The sequence below is a fragment of the Paraburkholderia sp. 31.1 genome (assembly GCF_014397645.1).
GTDB classification, from domain to species: domain Bacteria; phylum Pseudomonadota; class Gammaproteobacteria; order Burkholderiales; family Burkholderiaceae; genus Paraburkholderia; species Paraburkholderia tuberum.
Window position 1 is genome coordinate 83,277 of sequence record NZ_VZQN01000023.1, and the last position, 14,454, is coordinate 97,730.

At 63.9% G+C, this 14,454-nt stretch carries 15 protein-coding genes; 6 read left to right on the forward strand and 9 right to left on the reverse strand.

Annotated elements, in window-relative coordinates:
- The first annotated feature begins 129 nt into the window (after positions 1 to 129).
- Genes F6X37_RS19200 through F6X37_RS19210 form a run of 3 tightly spaced genes read left to right on the forward strand, consistent with a single transcriptional unit; the run spans position 130 to position 2,706 of the window.
- Positions 130 to 1,389 (forward strand): M48 family metallopeptidase, encoded by a 1,260-nt coding sequence (locus tag F6X37_RS19200; RefSeq protein ID WP_090801268.1) that lies wholly within the window; start codon positions 130 to 132, stop codon positions 1,387 to 1,389.
- Positions 1,386 to 2,384, forward strand: coding sequence for a ribosome small subunit-dependent GTPase A (rsgA, locus tag F6X37_RS19205; RefSeq protein ID WP_187612407.1), 999 nt, complete (start codon positions 1,386 to 1,388; stop codon positions 2,382 to 2,384). The genes F6X37_RS19200 and rsgA overlap by 4 nt, the downstream gene beginning before the upstream one ends.
- Before the next feature lies 1 nt (position 2,385).
- Positions 2,386 to 2,706, forward strand: a complete 321-nt coding sequence (locus tag F6X37_RS19210; RefSeq protein ID WP_184047461.1) for a DUF2007 domain-containing protein — start codon at positions 2,386 to 2,388, stop codon at positions 2,704 to 2,706.
- A 72-nt stretch (positions 2,707 to 2,778) separates the two neighbouring features.
- Here the strand turns inward: F6X37_RS19210 and F6X37_RS19215 are convergent, their stop codons facing one another.
- The 6 genes from F6X37_RS19215 to rpsP all read right to left on the reverse strand — a co-directional run bounded on the left by F6X37_RS19215 (position 2,779) and on the right by rpsP (position 7,165).
- The gene (locus tag F6X37_RS19215; RefSeq protein ID WP_187612408.1) at positions 2,779 to 3,717 is read right to left on the reverse strand and encodes a CobD/CbiB family protein; all 939 of its coding nucleotides are present in this window, start codon (positions 3,715 to 3,717) and stop codon (positions 2,779 to 2,781) included.
- Positions 3,718 to 3,868: 151 nt separating this feature from the next.
- Complete coding sequence (locus F6X37_RS19220; RefSeq protein WP_187612409.1) at positions 3,869 to 4,627, reverse strand: NUDIX hydrolase; 759 nt, start codon at positions 4,625 to 4,627, stop codon at positions 3,869 to 3,871.
- A gap of 87 nt (positions 4,628 to 4,714) precedes the next feature.
- Positions 4,715 to 5,101 (reverse strand): 50S ribosomal protein L19, encoded by a 387-nt coding sequence (rplS, locus tag F6X37_RS19225; RefSeq protein ID WP_013090115.1) that lies wholly within the window; start codon positions 5,099 to 5,101, stop codon positions 4,715 to 4,717.
- A 149-nt stretch (positions 5,102 to 5,250) separates the two neighbouring features.
- Positions 5,251 to 6,018, reverse strand: a complete 768-nt coding sequence (gene trmD / locus F6X37_RS19230; protein ID WP_184027806.1) for a tRNA (guanosine(37)-N1)-methyltransferase TrmD — start codon at positions 6,016 to 6,018, stop codon at positions 5,251 to 5,253.
- A gap of 25 nt (positions 6,019 to 6,043) precedes the next feature.
- Positions 6,044 to 6,778 (reverse strand): ribosome maturation factor RimM, encoded by a 735-nt coding sequence (gene rimM / locus F6X37_RS19235; protein WP_187612410.1) that lies wholly within the window; start codon positions 6,776 to 6,778, stop codon positions 6,044 to 6,046.
- Positions 6,779 to 6,910: 132 nt separating this feature from the next.
- A complete protein-coding gene (gene rpsP, locus F6X37_RS19240; RefSeq protein WP_013090118.1) occupies positions 6,911 to 7,165 on the reverse strand; it encodes a 30S ribosomal protein S16 in 255 nt (84 codons plus the stop codon).
- A gap of 171 nt (positions 7,166 to 7,336) precedes the next feature.
- Here rpsP and F6X37_RS19245 point away from each other — a divergent pair, with 171 nt between their 5' ends.
- A complete protein-coding gene (locus tag F6X37_RS19245; protein WP_187612411.1) occupies positions 7,337 to 8,521 on the forward strand; it encodes a PQQ-dependent sugar dehydrogenase in 1,185 nt (394 codons plus the stop codon).
- 198 nt (positions 8,522 to 8,719) lie between these two features.
- On the forward strand, positions 8,720 to 9,187 hold the full coding sequence (locus F6X37_RS19250) for an NINE protein (protein ID WP_187612412.1): 468 nt from the start codon (positions 8,720 to 8,722) through the stop codon (positions 9,185 to 9,187).
- Positions 9,188 to 9,223: 36 nt separating this feature from the next.
- Here F6X37_RS19250 and F6X37_RS19255 read toward each other — a convergent pair whose 3' ends face one another.
- Both F6X37_RS19255 and F6X37_RS19260 read right to left on the reverse strand, forming a co-directional pair.
- On the reverse strand, positions 9,224 to 10,375 hold the full coding sequence (locus tag F6X37_RS19255; protein ID WP_187612413.1) for a PA0069 family radical SAM protein: 1,152 nt from the start codon (positions 10,373 to 10,375) through the stop codon (positions 9,224 to 9,226).
- A 145-nt stretch (positions 10,376 to 10,520) separates the two neighbouring features.
- Positions 10,521 to 11,009: an Lrp/AsnC ligand binding domain-containing protein gene (locus F6X37_RS19260; protein WP_090801287.1), complete on the reverse strand. Its 489-nt coding sequence runs from the start codon at positions 11,007 to 11,009 to the stop codon at positions 10,521 to 10,523.
- 179 nt (positions 11,010 to 11,188) lie between these two features.
- Here F6X37_RS19260 and F6X37_RS19265 point away from each other — a divergent pair, with 179 nt between their 5' ends.
- Positions 11,189 to 12,475 (forward strand): D-amino acid dehydrogenase, encoded by a 1,287-nt coding sequence (locus F6X37_RS19265; protein ID WP_187612414.1) that lies wholly within the window; start codon positions 11,189 to 11,191, stop codon positions 12,473 to 12,475.
- A gap of 149 nt (positions 12,476 to 12,624) precedes the next feature.
- On the opposite strand, the gene F6X37_RS19270 is transcribed toward F6X37_RS19265, so the two are convergent.
- The gene (locus F6X37_RS19270) at positions 12,625 to 14,415 is read right to left on the reverse strand and encodes an acyl-CoA dehydrogenase (protein WP_187612415.1); all 1,791 of its coding nucleotides are present in this window, start codon (positions 14,413 to 14,415) and stop codon (positions 12,625 to 12,627) included.
- Positions 14,416 to 14,454: the final 39 nt, after the last annotated feature.

Sequence of the window (14,454 nt, forward strand, 5' to 3'; positions counted from 1 at the left end):
GGCCGCGCCAAAGCGCCGCCCTGAACTGCTACCCGGAGCTCTTGCGTTGAACCGTCGCGTTAAACCGTATCTCCGCCGCGAGGCGGGAAGAAACATATAATTCTCGCATAGATACCACGGAATCCCCGGATGCCTACCCTGTACTTCACCGCCCTGTTCGTCGTCGCCGTCGTCGCGATGGTCGGCACCAAACTCTGGCTCGCGTCGCGGCAGATCCGCTTCGTCGTCGCGCATCGCGAACAGGTGCCGAGCCAGTTCGCGAACACCATCGCGCTCACCGCGCATCAGCGCGCGGCCGACTACACGGTCGAGCGCACGCGGCTCGCGATGGTCGAGATCGTCGTCGGCGCGGCCGTGCTGATCTGGCTCACGCTGCTCGGCGGCGTGCAGATGCTCGATCTCGCGATCTCCGACTGGCTCGGCCGCGGCTACGTCGGTCAGATCGCGCTGGTTGCCGCTGTGATCGCGATCACGAGCGCGATCGACCTGCCGTTCGATTACTACCGGCAGTTCGTCGTCGAGCAACGCTTCGGCTTCAATCGCATGAGCAAAAGCCTGTTCTTTTTCGACCGTCTGAAGGGCGCGCTGCTCGGCATCGCGTTCGGCCTGCCGTTGTTGTTCGTCGTGCTGTGGCTGATGAACCGCGCGGGCAACCTGTGGTGGCTGTGGGCATGGGTGGTGTGGGTCGCGTTCCAGATGTTCGGCCTGCTGATTTTCCCGACCTTCATCGCGCCGCTCTTCAACAAGTTCGAGCCGCTGAAGGATGAAGCGCTCGTGACCCGCATCGAGGCGCTGATGAAGCGCTGCGGCTTTGCCGCGAAGGGCCTGTTCGTGATGGACGGCAGCCGCCGTTCGGCACACGGCAACGCGTACTTCACCGGCTTCGGCGCGAGCAAGCGCATCGTGTTTTTCGACACGCTGCTCGCGCGCCTGTCGGGCCGCGAGATCGAAGCGGTGCTCGCGCACGAGCTCGGCCACTTCAAGCGTCGTCACGTGATGAAGCGCATGCTGGTCACGTTCGCGATCAGCCTCGCGATGCTCGCGCTGCTCGGCTGGCTGACGCAATGCGTGTGGTTCTACGAAGGGCTCGGCGTGCGGCCGTCGCTCGTCGGCGGCAATAGCGGACTCGCGCTCGTGCTGTTCTTCCTCGCGCTGCCCGTGTTCATGTTCTTCGTCACGCCGCTTGGCAGTCTCAGCTCGCGCAAGCACGAGTTCGAAGCCGACGCGTTCGCGGCGACGCAAACCGACGCGCACGATCTCGTCAACGCGCTCGTCAAGCTGTACGAGGACAACGCGTCGACGCTGACGCCCGATCCGATCTACACCGCGTTCTACTATTCGCATCCGCCGGCCTCGCAGCGGATCGACCGACTGCTGCAGCACGCATGAGCGGCCGCGCTCCGAAGAAGGCGTCGCGCGGCGCGTCGGCCACCGCATCCGGCATGTACGGCGTGCGCACGGGCGGCCTCGTGGTGGCCGCGCACGGCCGCCACTATCTGGTCGCTCCTGAAGACGGCGGCGCGTTGCTGCAATGTTTCCCACGCGGCAAGCGCAGCGAGGTCGCGGTCGGCGATCGCGTGATCTATGAGCCGACCTCGGCGGATCAGGGCGTGATCGTCGAGATCGGCGAGCGGCGCAATCTGCTGTATCGCTCGGATCAGTACAAGTCGAAGCTGTTCGCCGCGAACCTCGACCAGTTGCTGATCGTGCTCGCCACCGAGCCACATTTCAGCGAGGATCTGCTCGGCCGCGCGCTCGTCGCCGCCGAGGCGAACGAATTGAAGCCGCTGATCGTGCTGAACAAGATCGACGTCACCGATGCTCTGGACGGCGCGCGCAAGCGGCTCGAGCCGTATCGCGCGCTCGGCTATCCGGTGCTCGAAGCGTCGATCCGCATGCAGCCCGAGGCGGCACGCGCCACGCTGACCGAACATCTGCATGGTCATGCGACGCTGCTGCTCGGCCAGTCCGGCATGGGCAAATCGACACTCGTGAACCTGCTGATTCCGGATGCCGAAGTCGCGACGCGCGAGATCTCGACCGCGTTGAACAGCGGGCGCCATACCACGACGTTCACGCGTCTTTATCCGCTGCCGCGGTCGGAGGGCACGACCGGCGTGAATGGCGTCAACGGCGCGGCCGGCGCGCTGATCGACTCGCCGGGCTTTCAGGAATTCGGCCTGCATCACCTGAGCGAAGGCCGGCTCGAACGCGCGTTCCCCGAGTTCCGGCCGCTACTGCCAAACTGCCGTTTCTATAACTGCCATCATTTGCACGAGCCTGGCTGCGCGATCCTCGAAGCCGTCGCCGACGGGCGCATCCGCCGCGAACGGCATGCGCTTTATGCGCAGCTCGTGCACGAGGCGAGCCAGATTGTCCGCTGACATGAAACTGATGCGCGCGCCGAACCTGATCATCGGACAGCATTGGGTCAACGTGCTGGAGACCGCGGGCATCGCTTGCGAGCTGCACAACCGCTATCTGAACGGGGCGCTCGGCGAGATTCCGGCCGACCAGTGCGCGCCGGAGTTGTGGCTCGTCGATGAACGCGATGAGGCGATCGCGCGGCGGCTGATCGAAGCGGCCTCGCGAGGACCGGCACCGGGCACGCCTCCATGGCAATGTCAGCAGTGCGGCGAGGTGCTCGAGGCGCAGTTCACCGTGTGCTGGCAATGCGGGACCGTGCGCGATCCGTTGAAGGGGTGAAGCGGAGTCGGGAATTGAAGAAGCCGGGCATTGCCCGGCTTCTTCTTGTGCTGCGCGCGTGACCTGGCCGCTTCAGGCGAGCCACACCGCGATGGTCAGCATCAACAGCAGGATCATCCACAGTACGACTGCACGCCACACCAGCCCCACTGCCGATTGCAGCGTGCGCGGCGTGCAGTCGTCGCCGACCTGCATCGGACCGCCGTCGCCCGTGGCGAGCGCGTCGAGGCTCGACGGCTCCGCGAGTGGCCCGGCCAGGCGCGCGCCGAGCGCCCCGCTGCCCGCGGCGAGCAACACGCCGTCGTTCGTATCGGGCCACTGCCGCGCATGGTTGCGCCACGCGTAAATCGCATCCTCGAAATTGCCGACGATCGCAAAGCCCAGCGACGTCAGCCGCGCCGGCACCCAGTCGATCACGAAGAACGCGCGTTGCGCGAAGCTCGAAAACGCGACGGTGCGGTCGTCGGCCGGCCGCGCCCATGCGCGCGCGAGATATTCCGCGCAACGGTACAGCACCGCGCCAGCGGGACCGGCCGGAATCAGAAACCAGAAGAACACGCCGAACACATGGCGATGCGACGCGACCACCGCGTGGATCAGCGTGTGACGCACGATCTCGCTGACCGGCATGTCGACGGTCTCGAGCCCGGTCCATTCGTTGAGAATTTCGCGCGCGCGTGGCACGTCGTCGTTGTTCAACGCGAGATGGATGTCGGTGAAGTAATGGCTGAACTGCCGGAAGCCGAGCGTGAAGTACAGCACCACGACGTTCCACAGGAACGCGAGCATGAAGTGAATGTGATACAGCACGTAGTAGACGAGCGCGACCGCGAGCGTCCAGGGCACCACCACGACGAGCCACGCGAGCAGACCGTGACGTTGCTTGCCAGCATCGAATCCGTGCGCCGCCGACTCCGCATGGTATTGAAGCAACGCGGACAACGGATTGTTCGGCGACAGCGCGCGTACCTGTTCAATGATCAGAGCCAGCAATACGGAGAAAAAAGTCATGCGATGCGCCGTGCTTTTTAAGTTTTTTACGATTGTTTTATAACGATAGCACAGGGTCGGATGAGTCTGAACGCTGATGCTGACAAAGCGCCGACAAGTGCGTCGTTCGCGCAACTGTGCATCGTCGACGCGGCGATGCGAGTCACGTAATTTATGCGGCGAGGAACCGATACAGGTTGCGCAGCATCGCCGCCGTCGCGCCCCAGATGAAATGATGGCCGCCTTGCACGGCTGCTGGCGTGACCGTCTGCGCGTGGTGCGCGCCGCGCTGCTCGGCGGCCTCCGGAGCCACCGTCAATTCGCCGCGCGGATACGGCATCGCGAAGAAGCGGCGCTCTCCGCCCTCGTAGCGGAACAGGCGTTCTTCGTGGTTGGACGGGTCCATCAGGAACGCGAGCGGCACTTCGAAGACCTCGGCCACTTCGAGCGTATCGATCTCCAGCGAGAATGGCGGGTGCACAAGAGCGATGACCGGCGACACGCGAAAGCCGGTTCCAGTCAGATAGTCGGGCAACGTGCCGAGAACTTCGACGCGCGACGCGTCGAGGCCCACCTCTTCGCGCGCTTCGCGCAGAGCCGTAGCAGTCGCATCAGCGTCGAACGCTTCCTGGCGGCCGCCGGGAAAACTCACCTGACCGGCGTGATCGTTCAGATGGTCCGCGCGCTGCGTGAGCAACACGGTAAGACCATGCGCGCGCACGACGAGCGGCACCAGCACCGCGGCCACGCGCGGATCGAGGTCGGTATTGCGCCACGGCGCATCGGCAATTTTCTCGGGTGTCCAGGCAAGCTGCCGATCAAAGCGCGCCCGCAGTGCATCGGGCGTCAGACGCTCGCGCGCGACCGGTGGCAGATCGGCGCCTGTCGCGATGACAGGCAGAGTTTCGGGCTCAAAGACGGGGCGGATCAACGGGTCTCTCTGATGAGCGTGGACATGCCGCTATTTTGACCTGGCCAACAAAAAAGCACCCGCGAGGGGTGCTTTTTCTTACAGCATTTACGCTTGGGAAGCAGCGCGGTCTTTCGAGACCAGCTTTTCCTTGATTCGAGCCGACTTGCCCGAACGCTCGCGCAGATAGTACAGCTTGGCACGACGCACATCGCCGCGACGCTTGACGACGATGCTAGCCAGCAGCGGCGAATACGTCTGGAACGTACGCTCGACGCCTTCGCCCGACGAAATCTTACGGACGATGAACGACGAATTCAGACCACGGTTACGCTTGGCGATCACGACGCCTTCGTAAGCCTGCACACGCTTACGCGTGCCTTCAACCACGTTCACGCTGACGATGACCGTATCGCCCGGACCAAAATCCGGAATGGTCTTTTCGCCGAGAACGCGCGCGATTTCTTCCTGCTCGAGTTTTGCAATCAGATTCATCACTGACTCCTAGATCCATCTTGTCGGCGTTCGTACCTGCCTCACGCGCTTACTGCGTTGGGCTACGGCCCCGATAGAGGATGGGTTCACATCTGGCACCGCACACGCATGCACGGCACCGCCTTGTGTCCGCTCGAAAGACCGGGGCCTCAGGCCTTCGGCTCTTCCTTCGCGAGACTCGCGAGCCACGCCTCGTCGGCACGGCTCAGCATTCTGTTCTTTCTGGCCTTCACGATCAGATCGGGCCGCTTGTTCAACGTGTTGCGCAATGCTTCGCGCCGCCGCCACGCTTCGATTTCCGCATGATGGCCGCCGAGCAGCACATCAGGCACCCGCACGCCCTCGTATTCCTCGGGACGCGTGTAGTGCGGACAATCGAGCAGCACATCGACGAAGCTATCCTGCACCGCCGACTGTGAGTCGTTCAGCACGCCAGGCAACTGACGCACGACCGCATCCATCAACGCCATCGCGGGCAACTCGCCGCCCGACAGCACGAAGTCGCCAAGGCTTACTTCTTCGTCGACGACACGGTCCAGCAGACGCTGGTCGATCGCTTCGTAGCGCCCGCACAACAGGATCAGACCGGGTTCGGCCGCGAACTTCATCACGCGCTCGTGATTCAGTGTGGCGCCTTGCGGCGACATCATCACGACGCGCGCCGCGCCGATGCCCTGCTCCGACTGCGCCGCTTTCGCGGCACTGATCGCGTCTTCGAGCGGCCGGGCCAGCATAACCATGCCGGGGCCGCCGCCGTATGGGCGATCGTCGATCGTGCGGTAGTTGTCGGTCGTGAAATCGCGCGGATTCCACGTACGCAACCCATAGCGCTGCTGCTTCGCGGCCCGGCTGGTGATACCCCAGTCAGTCAGCGCGCGGAACATTTCTGGAAAGAGCGTCACGACATCGAACTGCATCGCTCTCCCCGCTCAACGATAGATTTCAATAGTCAGCTTCCCAGTCGACGACGATATGCTTTGCCGCCTGGTCCACCGTTTTGACAAAGACGCCGACGAACGGGATCAAACGCTCGCCTGCGACCGGCTTGCCGTTTTTGTCGGTAGCCGGATATTCGATGCGCAGCACCGACTGCGCGCCGTTGTCGATCATGCTGGCGACTTTGCCGAGGTTGAGCCCGGCGAGATTCACCACGTCCAGGCCGATCAGATCGACCCAGTAGAATTCGTCGGCTTCGAGCGCCGGAAATTCGCTACGGCCGATGTATACGCGGGAACCGCGCAAAGCCAACGCCGTATCGCGGTCAGCGACGCCACCCAGACGGGCGACCACGCTGTCGCTATGTGTTTTGGCCTGCAAGGACGGCGCCGATTTGCGCTCCTGGCCTTTCAGCAGCCACCAGCGCTTCGCGCTCAGCAAGACGTCGCCGCCTTGCCCGGCATCCGCATGCGCGGCTACCTTGACCCAGCCTTTGAGACCATAGGCGTCGACGATTGCGCCGACTTCGACCGCATCGGCCGGCCAGCTTGCCGCCGTTTCGATGCGCATTTCTGCAGCTTCGAAATCGGCGTTCGCGGCATTGGCTTGCGCCTCTTTCGCCTTGCCGTCGGTTCGTTCGACCGACTTGCGGACGAATGCACCGAACGACGCCTGACCAGACGCCTTTGCGCGCGAAGCTGCCTTGACGCTACCAGAACTGCCGGAATCACGCTCAGACATCGAATAACCTCGACAACAACTTCGCAGCCTGCTTTGGCGTCTGCTTCAGTAAAACAAATTGCGCATCGGACTGCTCACGCGAGTTGCGCGAGCCGCCGGCCGAACCGACGACGATACGCCTGCGGGCCGCCATCAAGCAGCCGGCTGCGCCTTTTGCGCTTCCTTCACGAGACGTTCGACGGTCGGCGACAGTTGCGCGCCAACACCTTGCCAGTACGTCAGGCGATCCTGAGCGATACGCAGGGACTCGCCCTTCGTAGCGACCGGGTTGTAGAAACCGACGCGCTCGATGAAGCGGCCGTCACGACGGCTGCGCGAGTCGGTGGCGACGATGTTGTAGAACGGGCGCTTCTTGGAGCCGCCACGAGCCAAGCGGATGATGACCATACTAGAATCCTTGAAAACCGGGGTTCGGAACGACTGAAACACGCGATTATAGCGGGAAACCGACGCCATAACAAACACTTACCGGGATAAACTGCGGAACCGGGCTGCACCCACCTTCTGCAAGAGGTGCGAGAACCCGTTCAAACGCCCGAATTACCTGAAGGAGCGCCTGTGCAACGCCAGCCGAAACTCCCGTTTCCGTTCGCCTTTCGTGCCTTTTTCGTACGCTTTGCTGGACTTTCGCGCACCTCGTGCAGCCGGATTCTACGTGCGGTAGCGGCCGCGGTTATCGCCGCGCAGGCGTTGACGGCAATCGCCGCGCTGCCCATCGAGAAAATCAAGCTGCCGCCGGGCTTTCACATCGAAGTGTTGTCGGACGAGGTGCCGAGCGCGCGCGCGATGACGTTGTCGCCCAAGGGCATTCTCTACGTGGGCAGCGACGATGGCCATGTGTATGCGCTCGAGCTGCGGAACGGCCGCGTGACGGGTCACCACGTGATCGCGTCCGGGCTGCAGATGCCCGCCGGCGTCGCGTGGCGCGACGGCGCGCTGTATGTGTCGGCCGTGTCGAAAATCGTGCGCTTCGATGCGATCGACTCGCATCTGAACGATCCGCCGAAACCGGTCGTTGTCACCGACAAGCTGCCAACGGACACGCATCACGGCTGGAAATTCATCGCGTTCGGCCCGGATGGCAAGCTGTACGTGCCGCAAGGCGCGCCGTGCAACATTTGCCAGAGAGATCCGGACCGCTTTGCGATGATTGGCCGCATGAACCCGGACGGCAGCCACTACGAGGTCGTCGCGCGCGGCATCCGCAATTCGGTCGGCTTCGCGTGGCATCCGGTCACCCACGAACTCTGGTTCACCGACAACGGTCGCGACCTGCTCGGCGACGATATTCCGAGCGACAAGCTCAACCGCGCGCCGCATGTCGGCATGAACTTCGGCTTTCCGTACTGTCACGGCGGCGACACGCCCGACCCCGAGTTCGGCAAGGATCATCCGTGCAGCGAATTCACGCCGCCAGTGGTCAAGCTTGGCGCGCACGTGGCGGCGCTTGGCATGCGCTTCTACGACGGCCCGATGTTTCCAGCCGACTACCGCAACAATATCTTCATCGCCGAGCACGGCTCGTGGAACCGCAGCAAGAAGGTCGGCTACCGCGTCGTGCGCGTGATCACCGACCCTGACGGCAGCCACGCACGCCAGCAGGTCTTTGCCGAAGGCTGGCTGCAACCCGGCGAATCGGTCTGGGGCCGCCCCGCCGACGTGTTGCCGCTGCCAGACGGTTCGCTACTGATCAGCGACGATACCGCCGGCGCAATCTATCGCATCACGTATTCAGCGCCGTAACGCGCGGATGCACGCATGCCCGGCTGAACGGCTGCACTCACCTCGAGCCAGGTCCGGCGCATCTCGCCACCCCGCTTTCAGCCTGGGCGATCGTCCTCCACGTGACCACCCGCGCGCCGCAGGCGTAGAATGCGCGTCGGTCCGCGCCCCCGCGGCGCGCCGCTCCTTTCGACCGCCCGTCACTCTGCCCACGCGTTCATGCCCACCGCTGCCTCGACTTCCCCGCGCTTCAGATCCAAGACGCTCACCGCCGCGTTGGCGTTCCTGTTCGGCAGCCTCGGCGCCCACCGCTTCTATCTGTACGGCACCCGAGACATCTACGGCTGGGCACATCTACTCGGCACGCTGATCGGCATTCCCGGCGTGATGCTGCTGGTCGCGACCGAGCGCGCGTCGATCCTGGGCTGGGTGCTCGCGCCGTTCGGCGCGGTTTCGCTGTTTGCCGCGTTTCTGGCGGCGCTCGTCTACGGGCTGCGTCCTGATCAGAAATGGGATGCGCAATTCAACACCCACACGCAACGCAAAAGTCGCTCCGGCTGGACGGTCATTTTCGTCGTGATCTTTTCGCTGCTGATCGGTGCGTTTCTGCTGATGACCGGTCTCGCGCTCGCGTTCCAGACCTACTTCGAAAGTCAGGTCGAAGCGGCCAAAGCGATTTCGCAGTAATGCCCCCGTGGCGGGACCCGCAGACGTTCCTGCGCGCTAGAAAAGCCTCAGTTGCGGATTGTCGCGCGCCGGTGCGCTCACCTGCTCGGCGCGCGGCGGCTCGATCCGGCGGAAATGCGACATGTCGAGAATGCCGCGGTCGCGCCCGTTCAACCCTAACCGGCGCACGGCCTTGTGAAAGCGCTGCCTGAGCAGATCCGCCCATAAGCCCTCTCCCTTCATGCGGGTCGAGAACGAAGAATCGTAATCCTTGCCGCCTCGCATGTCGCGCACACGGCTCATCACGCGCTCGGCCCGATCCGGGAAATGTGCGCCCAGCCAATCCTTGAACAGCGGCGCGACCTCCCACGGCAGCCGCAGCACGATATAGCTCGCATTGCTGGCGCCCGCTTCGGCGCATGCTTCGAGCACGCGCTCCATATCCGGTTCGGTGACGAACGGGATCACCGGCGCGATGCTGACGCCGACCGGAATGCCCGCCTCGCTGAGCGTACGGATCGTGCGCAGCCGGCGCGACGGCGTGGCCGCGCGCGGTTCGAGCGTGCGCGCGATGTCGGCGTCCAGCGTGGTGATGGTGATCGCCGCCATGAATTGCCCGCGCTCGGCCATCGGCGCAAGCAGGTCGATGTCGCGCTCGATCAGCGATGATTTGGTGATCGCCGCGAACGGGTGGTTGCGCTCGCTGAGCACCTCGATCACACGACGCGTAAGACGCAAGTCACGTTCGGCCGGCTGCCATGCATCGGTGGCGACGCCGAGCGCGATCGGCTCGGGTACATAGGATTTCTTCGACAGTTCCCGCTCGAGCAGTTCGGGCGCGTTGATCTTTGCGTAGATGCGGCTTTCGAAATCGAGCCCGGGCGACAAACCCAGGTAGCTGTGCGTGGGCCGCGCGAAGCAATAGATGCAGCCGTGTTCGCAGCCCCGGTAAGGATTCAGCGACACATTGAACGGAATGTCCGGCGACGCATTGCGTGTGAGGATGGTTTTTGCGCGCTCCTCGAACACCTGCGTGCGCAGGACCTTCGGCTCCCCGTCTTCGTCGGCCGTCTGCCAGCCGTCGTGGACGGCTTCGCGCTGGTCGACTTCGTAGCGGCCTTGCAGGTTCGTGACCGCGCCGCGCCCCTTGCGAGGCGCCGGCGGCGCGATCGGAAATTCTGGAATGTCAGGGGTGTCGGGGTCATCCACGGCGGGCCACGCAAAGCAAACGCAAACAGGAAGCGCCAAAGGAAAGCGGCGCAAAACACCTGTATAAATATACAGTGTTTACGCCGTTTGTCGAGCACTTCGTTGGTCGCTTGATGCGCGTCCAACCCCGTCAGTGAACCGGCACCTACTCGCCCACCGCGATCGTCAGCGTCTCCTTGATTTCCTCCATCACCACATAGCTCTTCGACTGCACCGCGCCCGGCAGCTGCAGCAGGATATCGCCGAGCAACTTGCGGTAATCGGCCATTTCGCCGATGCGCGCCTTGATCAGATAGTCGAAATCGCCCGACACGAGGTGGCACTCGAGCACCTCGGGGATCTTCTGCACCTCGCGCCGGAACAGATCGAACATGTTGCCACTCTTGTGATCGAGCGTGATCTCGACGAACACGAGCAGCGCCGCGCCCAGCTCGGCCGGGTTCACGCGGGCGTAGTAGCCGGTGATCACGCCGTCGCGCTCCATCCGCTTGACGCGCTCGATGCACGGCGTCACCGATAGACCGACCTGCTCCGCCAGGTCCTTCATCGCCATACGGCCGTCCTGCTGCAGGAGCCGCAGGATCTTGTGATCGAGCTTGTCGAGAGCCCGCACGGGCTGGCGCTGGGTACGCATGGTGTTTTTTCTAAAAATGATGAAAATACAATAACAAAACCTGTCTCACTGTCAATAGTATAGCGGTTAACACTGGGCAAACGGCATTTCACCTCACGTTGCAGCTCGCCGAATCGAATCAGATCGAACCTCCGACGAGCGCCTTGCCCTCACTCAATTTTTGGATATCTGGAGCAGCTATGCGAGTCGTCGTTTTGGGCAGTGGCGTCGTCGGCGTGACGAGTGCGTATTACCTCGCGCGCGCCGGTCACGAAGTGACCGTTGTCGATCGCGAAGCCGGCCCGGCGCTCGAAACCAGTTTCGCCAACGCGGGCCAGATCTCGCCGGGCTACGCTTCGCCGTGGGCCGCCCCGGGCGTGCCGCTGAAGGCCGTCAAGTGGATGTTCCAGAAGCACGCGCCGCTAGCGATTCGCGTCGACGGCACCGCGTTCCAACTGCAATGGATGTGGCAGATGCTGCAGAACTGCACGGCGCCGCGCTATGCGGCGAACAAGGGCCGTATGGTGCGGCTGGCCGAATACAGCCGCGACTGCCTGCAGGCGTTGCGCGCCGACACCGGCATCGAGTACGAAGGCCGCACCGGCGGCACGCTACAGGTATTTCGCACGCAACAGCAGTTCGACGGCGCCGCGAAAGACATCGCCGTGCTGCAGGATGCCAACGTGCCATACGAGCTGCTGACGGCCGACGAACTCGCCAAGGCCGAACCAGCCCTCGCCGCGGTGTCGCACAAGCTCACCGGCGGCCTGCGCCTGCCCGGCGACGAAACCGGCGACTGCCAGATGTTCACGACGCGCCTCGCGGCGCTCGCCGAGGAACTGGGCGTCAAGTTCCGCTACAACACGTCGATCGACGCGCTCGCGATGGCGGGCGGCCGCATCGCCGGCGTGCAGTGCGGCAGCGAACTCGTGCGCGCGGATTCGTTCGTGGTCGCGCTCGGCTCGTATTCGACGCGCTTCCTCGATGGCATAGTGAAGATTCCGGTCTATCCGCTGAAGGGCTATTCGATCACCGCGCCGATCGTCGACGCGGCGGCCGCGCCGGTGTCGACCGTGCTCGATGAGACCTACAAGATCGCGATCACGCGCTTCGACGACCGGATCCGCGTCGGCGGGATGGCCGAGATCGTCGGCTTCGACAAATCGCTGCGCGAGGCGCGCCGCGAGACGCTCGAGCTTTCAGTGAATGACCTGTTCCCGGGCGGCGGCGACACGTCGAAGGCGACGTTCTGGAGCGGTCTGCGGCCGATGACGCCGGACGGCACGCCGATCGTCGGCCGCACGCCGGTGCCGAACCTGTTCCTGAACACCGGCCACGGCACGCTTGGCTGGACGATGTCGTGCGGCTCGGGCCAACTGCTCGCCGACTTGATGTCGGGCAAGCAGCCCGCGATTCGCGCGGACGATCTGTCGGTGCATCGCTATCTCGGCGAGACCGCGGGCGAGCATCGGCCGGCGTATGCGTGAGTTTGAGTGCGTGCGCTGACGCGGCCCTGGCCGCGGCGCAGGCCGCAACAAACTGCAGCCGGACAAACAAACGGCGCCTCGCGGGGCGCCGTTTGCATTTGTTTGCATTTCAATGTGCTGCCGCGATCGCGGCCGGCATCGAGGCATGCTCAGAACAGGTCTTCCGACAAAGCCAGCACGCCCTCGCCCCCCTTCGCGCTGACGATCGCCACTTCGAGCGCCGCCGCCTGCGGCAACACGTGCTCGGCGTAGAACCGCGCGGTCGCGATCTTCGCGTCATGAAACGCTGGGTCCTCGTCGCGCTTCGTCGCCGCGGCAAGCTGCGCACGCGCCATCTGCCAGCCGCCCAGCACGATGCCCGCGAGCTTCAGATAGGGCACGCTGCCCGCGAACACCGCATTCGGATCGCCCTTCGCATTGGCGACGATGAAATCGACGACCGCGCCAAGCTCGCGCTGGCCCTGCGCGAGCTGTGTGCGCATCGATGCGAACGCCGCGCCCTGCTGCGCGCCAAGCGCTTCAACCGTTTCGGCGACGCCAGCGAGCAGTTCCTTCGCGACCTTGCCGCCGTCGCGCAGCGTCTTGCGACCGATCAGGTCGTTGGCCTGGATCGCGGTCGTGCCTTCGTAAATCGGTAGAATGCGCGCGTCGCGGTAGTACTGGGCAGCGCCGGTTTCCTCGATGAAGCCCATGCCGCCATGCACCTGCACGCCGAGGCTCGTCACGTCGATCGACAGCTCCGTGCTCCAGCCCTTCACGATCGGCACGAGGTATTCGTAGATCGCCTGATGCTTCGCGCGCGTCGCATCGTCCGGATGACGATGCGCGATATCGCAGTGCGAGGCCGCGAGGTAGGCGAGCGCGCGCGACGCCTCGGTGAGGCTGCGCATCGTCGACAGCATGCGGCGCACGTCCGGGTGCTGGATGATCGCGACCGACTGCTTCGCGGAGCCGTCCACGGGACGGCTCTGCACGCGCTCTTTCGCATACGCGACCGCCTTCTGATATGCGCGATCCGAGATCGCGACACCTTGCATGCCGACCGCGAAACGGGCGGCGTTCATCATGATGAACATGTATTCGAGGCCACGATTCTCTTCGCCGATCAGCTGACCGAGCGCGCCGCCGTGATCGCCGAACTGCAGCACCGCGGTCGGGCTCGCCTTGATGCCGAGCTTGTGCTCGATCGACACGCAGTGAACGTCGTTGCGCTCACCGAGCGAACCGTCTTCGTTGACGAGAAACTTCGGCACAAGGAACAGCGAAATGCCTTTCACGCCATCGGGCGCGTTCGGCGTGCGTGCGAGCACCAGATGCACGATGTTCTTCGCCATGTCGTGCTCGCCCCACGTGATGAAAATCTTCGTGCCGAACAGCTTGAACGAACCGTCGGCCTGCGGCTCGGCGCGCGTGCGTACGAGCGCGAGATCGGAGCCGGCCTGCGGCTCGGTCAGGTTCATCGTACCGGTCCATTCGCCGGAAATCAGCTTGGGCACATAGGTCTGTTTTTGCGCTTCGCTGCCAGCGGTTAGCAGCGCTTCGATGGCGCCGTCGGTCAGCAACGGACACAGCGCAAAAGAGAGGTTCGACGCATTGAGCATTTCGATGCAAGGCGTCGCGATCAGCTTCGGCAGGCCCTGGCCTTCGTAGTCGAGCGGATGTTGCACGCCCTGCCAACCGCCTTCGGCAAACTGGCGGAAGGCTTCCCTGAAACCCGGCGTCGCAGTGACCACGCCATCCTTCCAGCTGCTCGGATTGCGATCGCCATCGACGTTCAGCGGCGCGAGCACTTCGCCGCATAGTTTCGCCGACTCGTCGAGCACGGCCTGCGCGGTGTCGAGGTTCGCGTCCTCGAAGCCGGGCAGCTTCGCGATGTCTTCGAGTCCGGCCAGTTCTTTCATCACGAACAGCATGTCCTTGATGGGCGCCGTATAGCTCATTTCGGTTCTCCTCCCTTGATATGAAAAAAGGGCGCGGGA

Coding starts and splice junctions, on each gene's coding strand:
- F6X37_RS19200 (WP_090801268.1), top strand. CDS start 130: ATGCCTACCCTGTACTTCACCGCCCTGTTCGTCGTCGCCGTCGTCGCG.
- rsgA (WP_187612407.1), top strand. CDS start 1,386: ATGAGCGGCCGCGCTCCGAAGAAGGCGTCGCGCGGCGCGTCGGCCACC.
- F6X37_RS19210 (WP_184047461.1), top strand. CDS start 2,386: ATGAAACTGATGCGCGCGCCGAACCTGATCATCGGACAGCATTGGGTC.
- F6X37_RS19215 (WP_187612408.1), bottom strand. CDS start 3,717: ATGACTTTTTTCTCCGTATTGCTGGCTCTGATCATTGAACAGGTACGC.
- rplS (WP_013090115.1), bottom strand. CDS start 5,101: ATGAATCTGATTGCAAAACTCGAGCAGGAAGAAATCGCGCGCGTTCTC.
- trmD (WP_184027806.1), bottom strand. CDS start 6,018: ATGCAGTTCGATGTCGTGACGCTCTTTCCAGAAATGTTCCGCGCGCTG.
- rimM (WP_187612410.1), bottom strand. CDS start 6,778: ATGTCTGAGCGTGATTCCGGCAGTTCTGGTAGCGTCAAGGCAGCTTCG.
- rpsP (WP_013090118.1), bottom strand. CDS start 7,165: ATGGTCATCATCCGCTTGGCTCGTGGCGGCTCCAAGAAGCGCCCGTTC.
- F6X37_RS19250 (WP_187612412.1), top strand. CDS start 8,720: ATGCCCACCGCTGCCTCGACTTCCCCGCGCTTCAGATCCAAGACGCTC.
- F6X37_RS19260 (WP_090801287.1), bottom strand. CDS start 11,009: ATGCGTACCCAGCGCCAGCCCGTGCGGGCTCTCGACAAGCTCGATCAC.
- F6X37_RS19265 (WP_187612414.1), top strand. CDS start 11,189: ATGCGAGTCGTCGTTTTGGGCAGTGGCGTCGTCGGCGTGACGAGTGCG.
- F6X37_RS19270 (WP_187612415.1), bottom strand. CDS start 14,415: ATGAGCTATACGGCGCCCATCAAGGACATGCTGTTCGTGATGAAAGAA.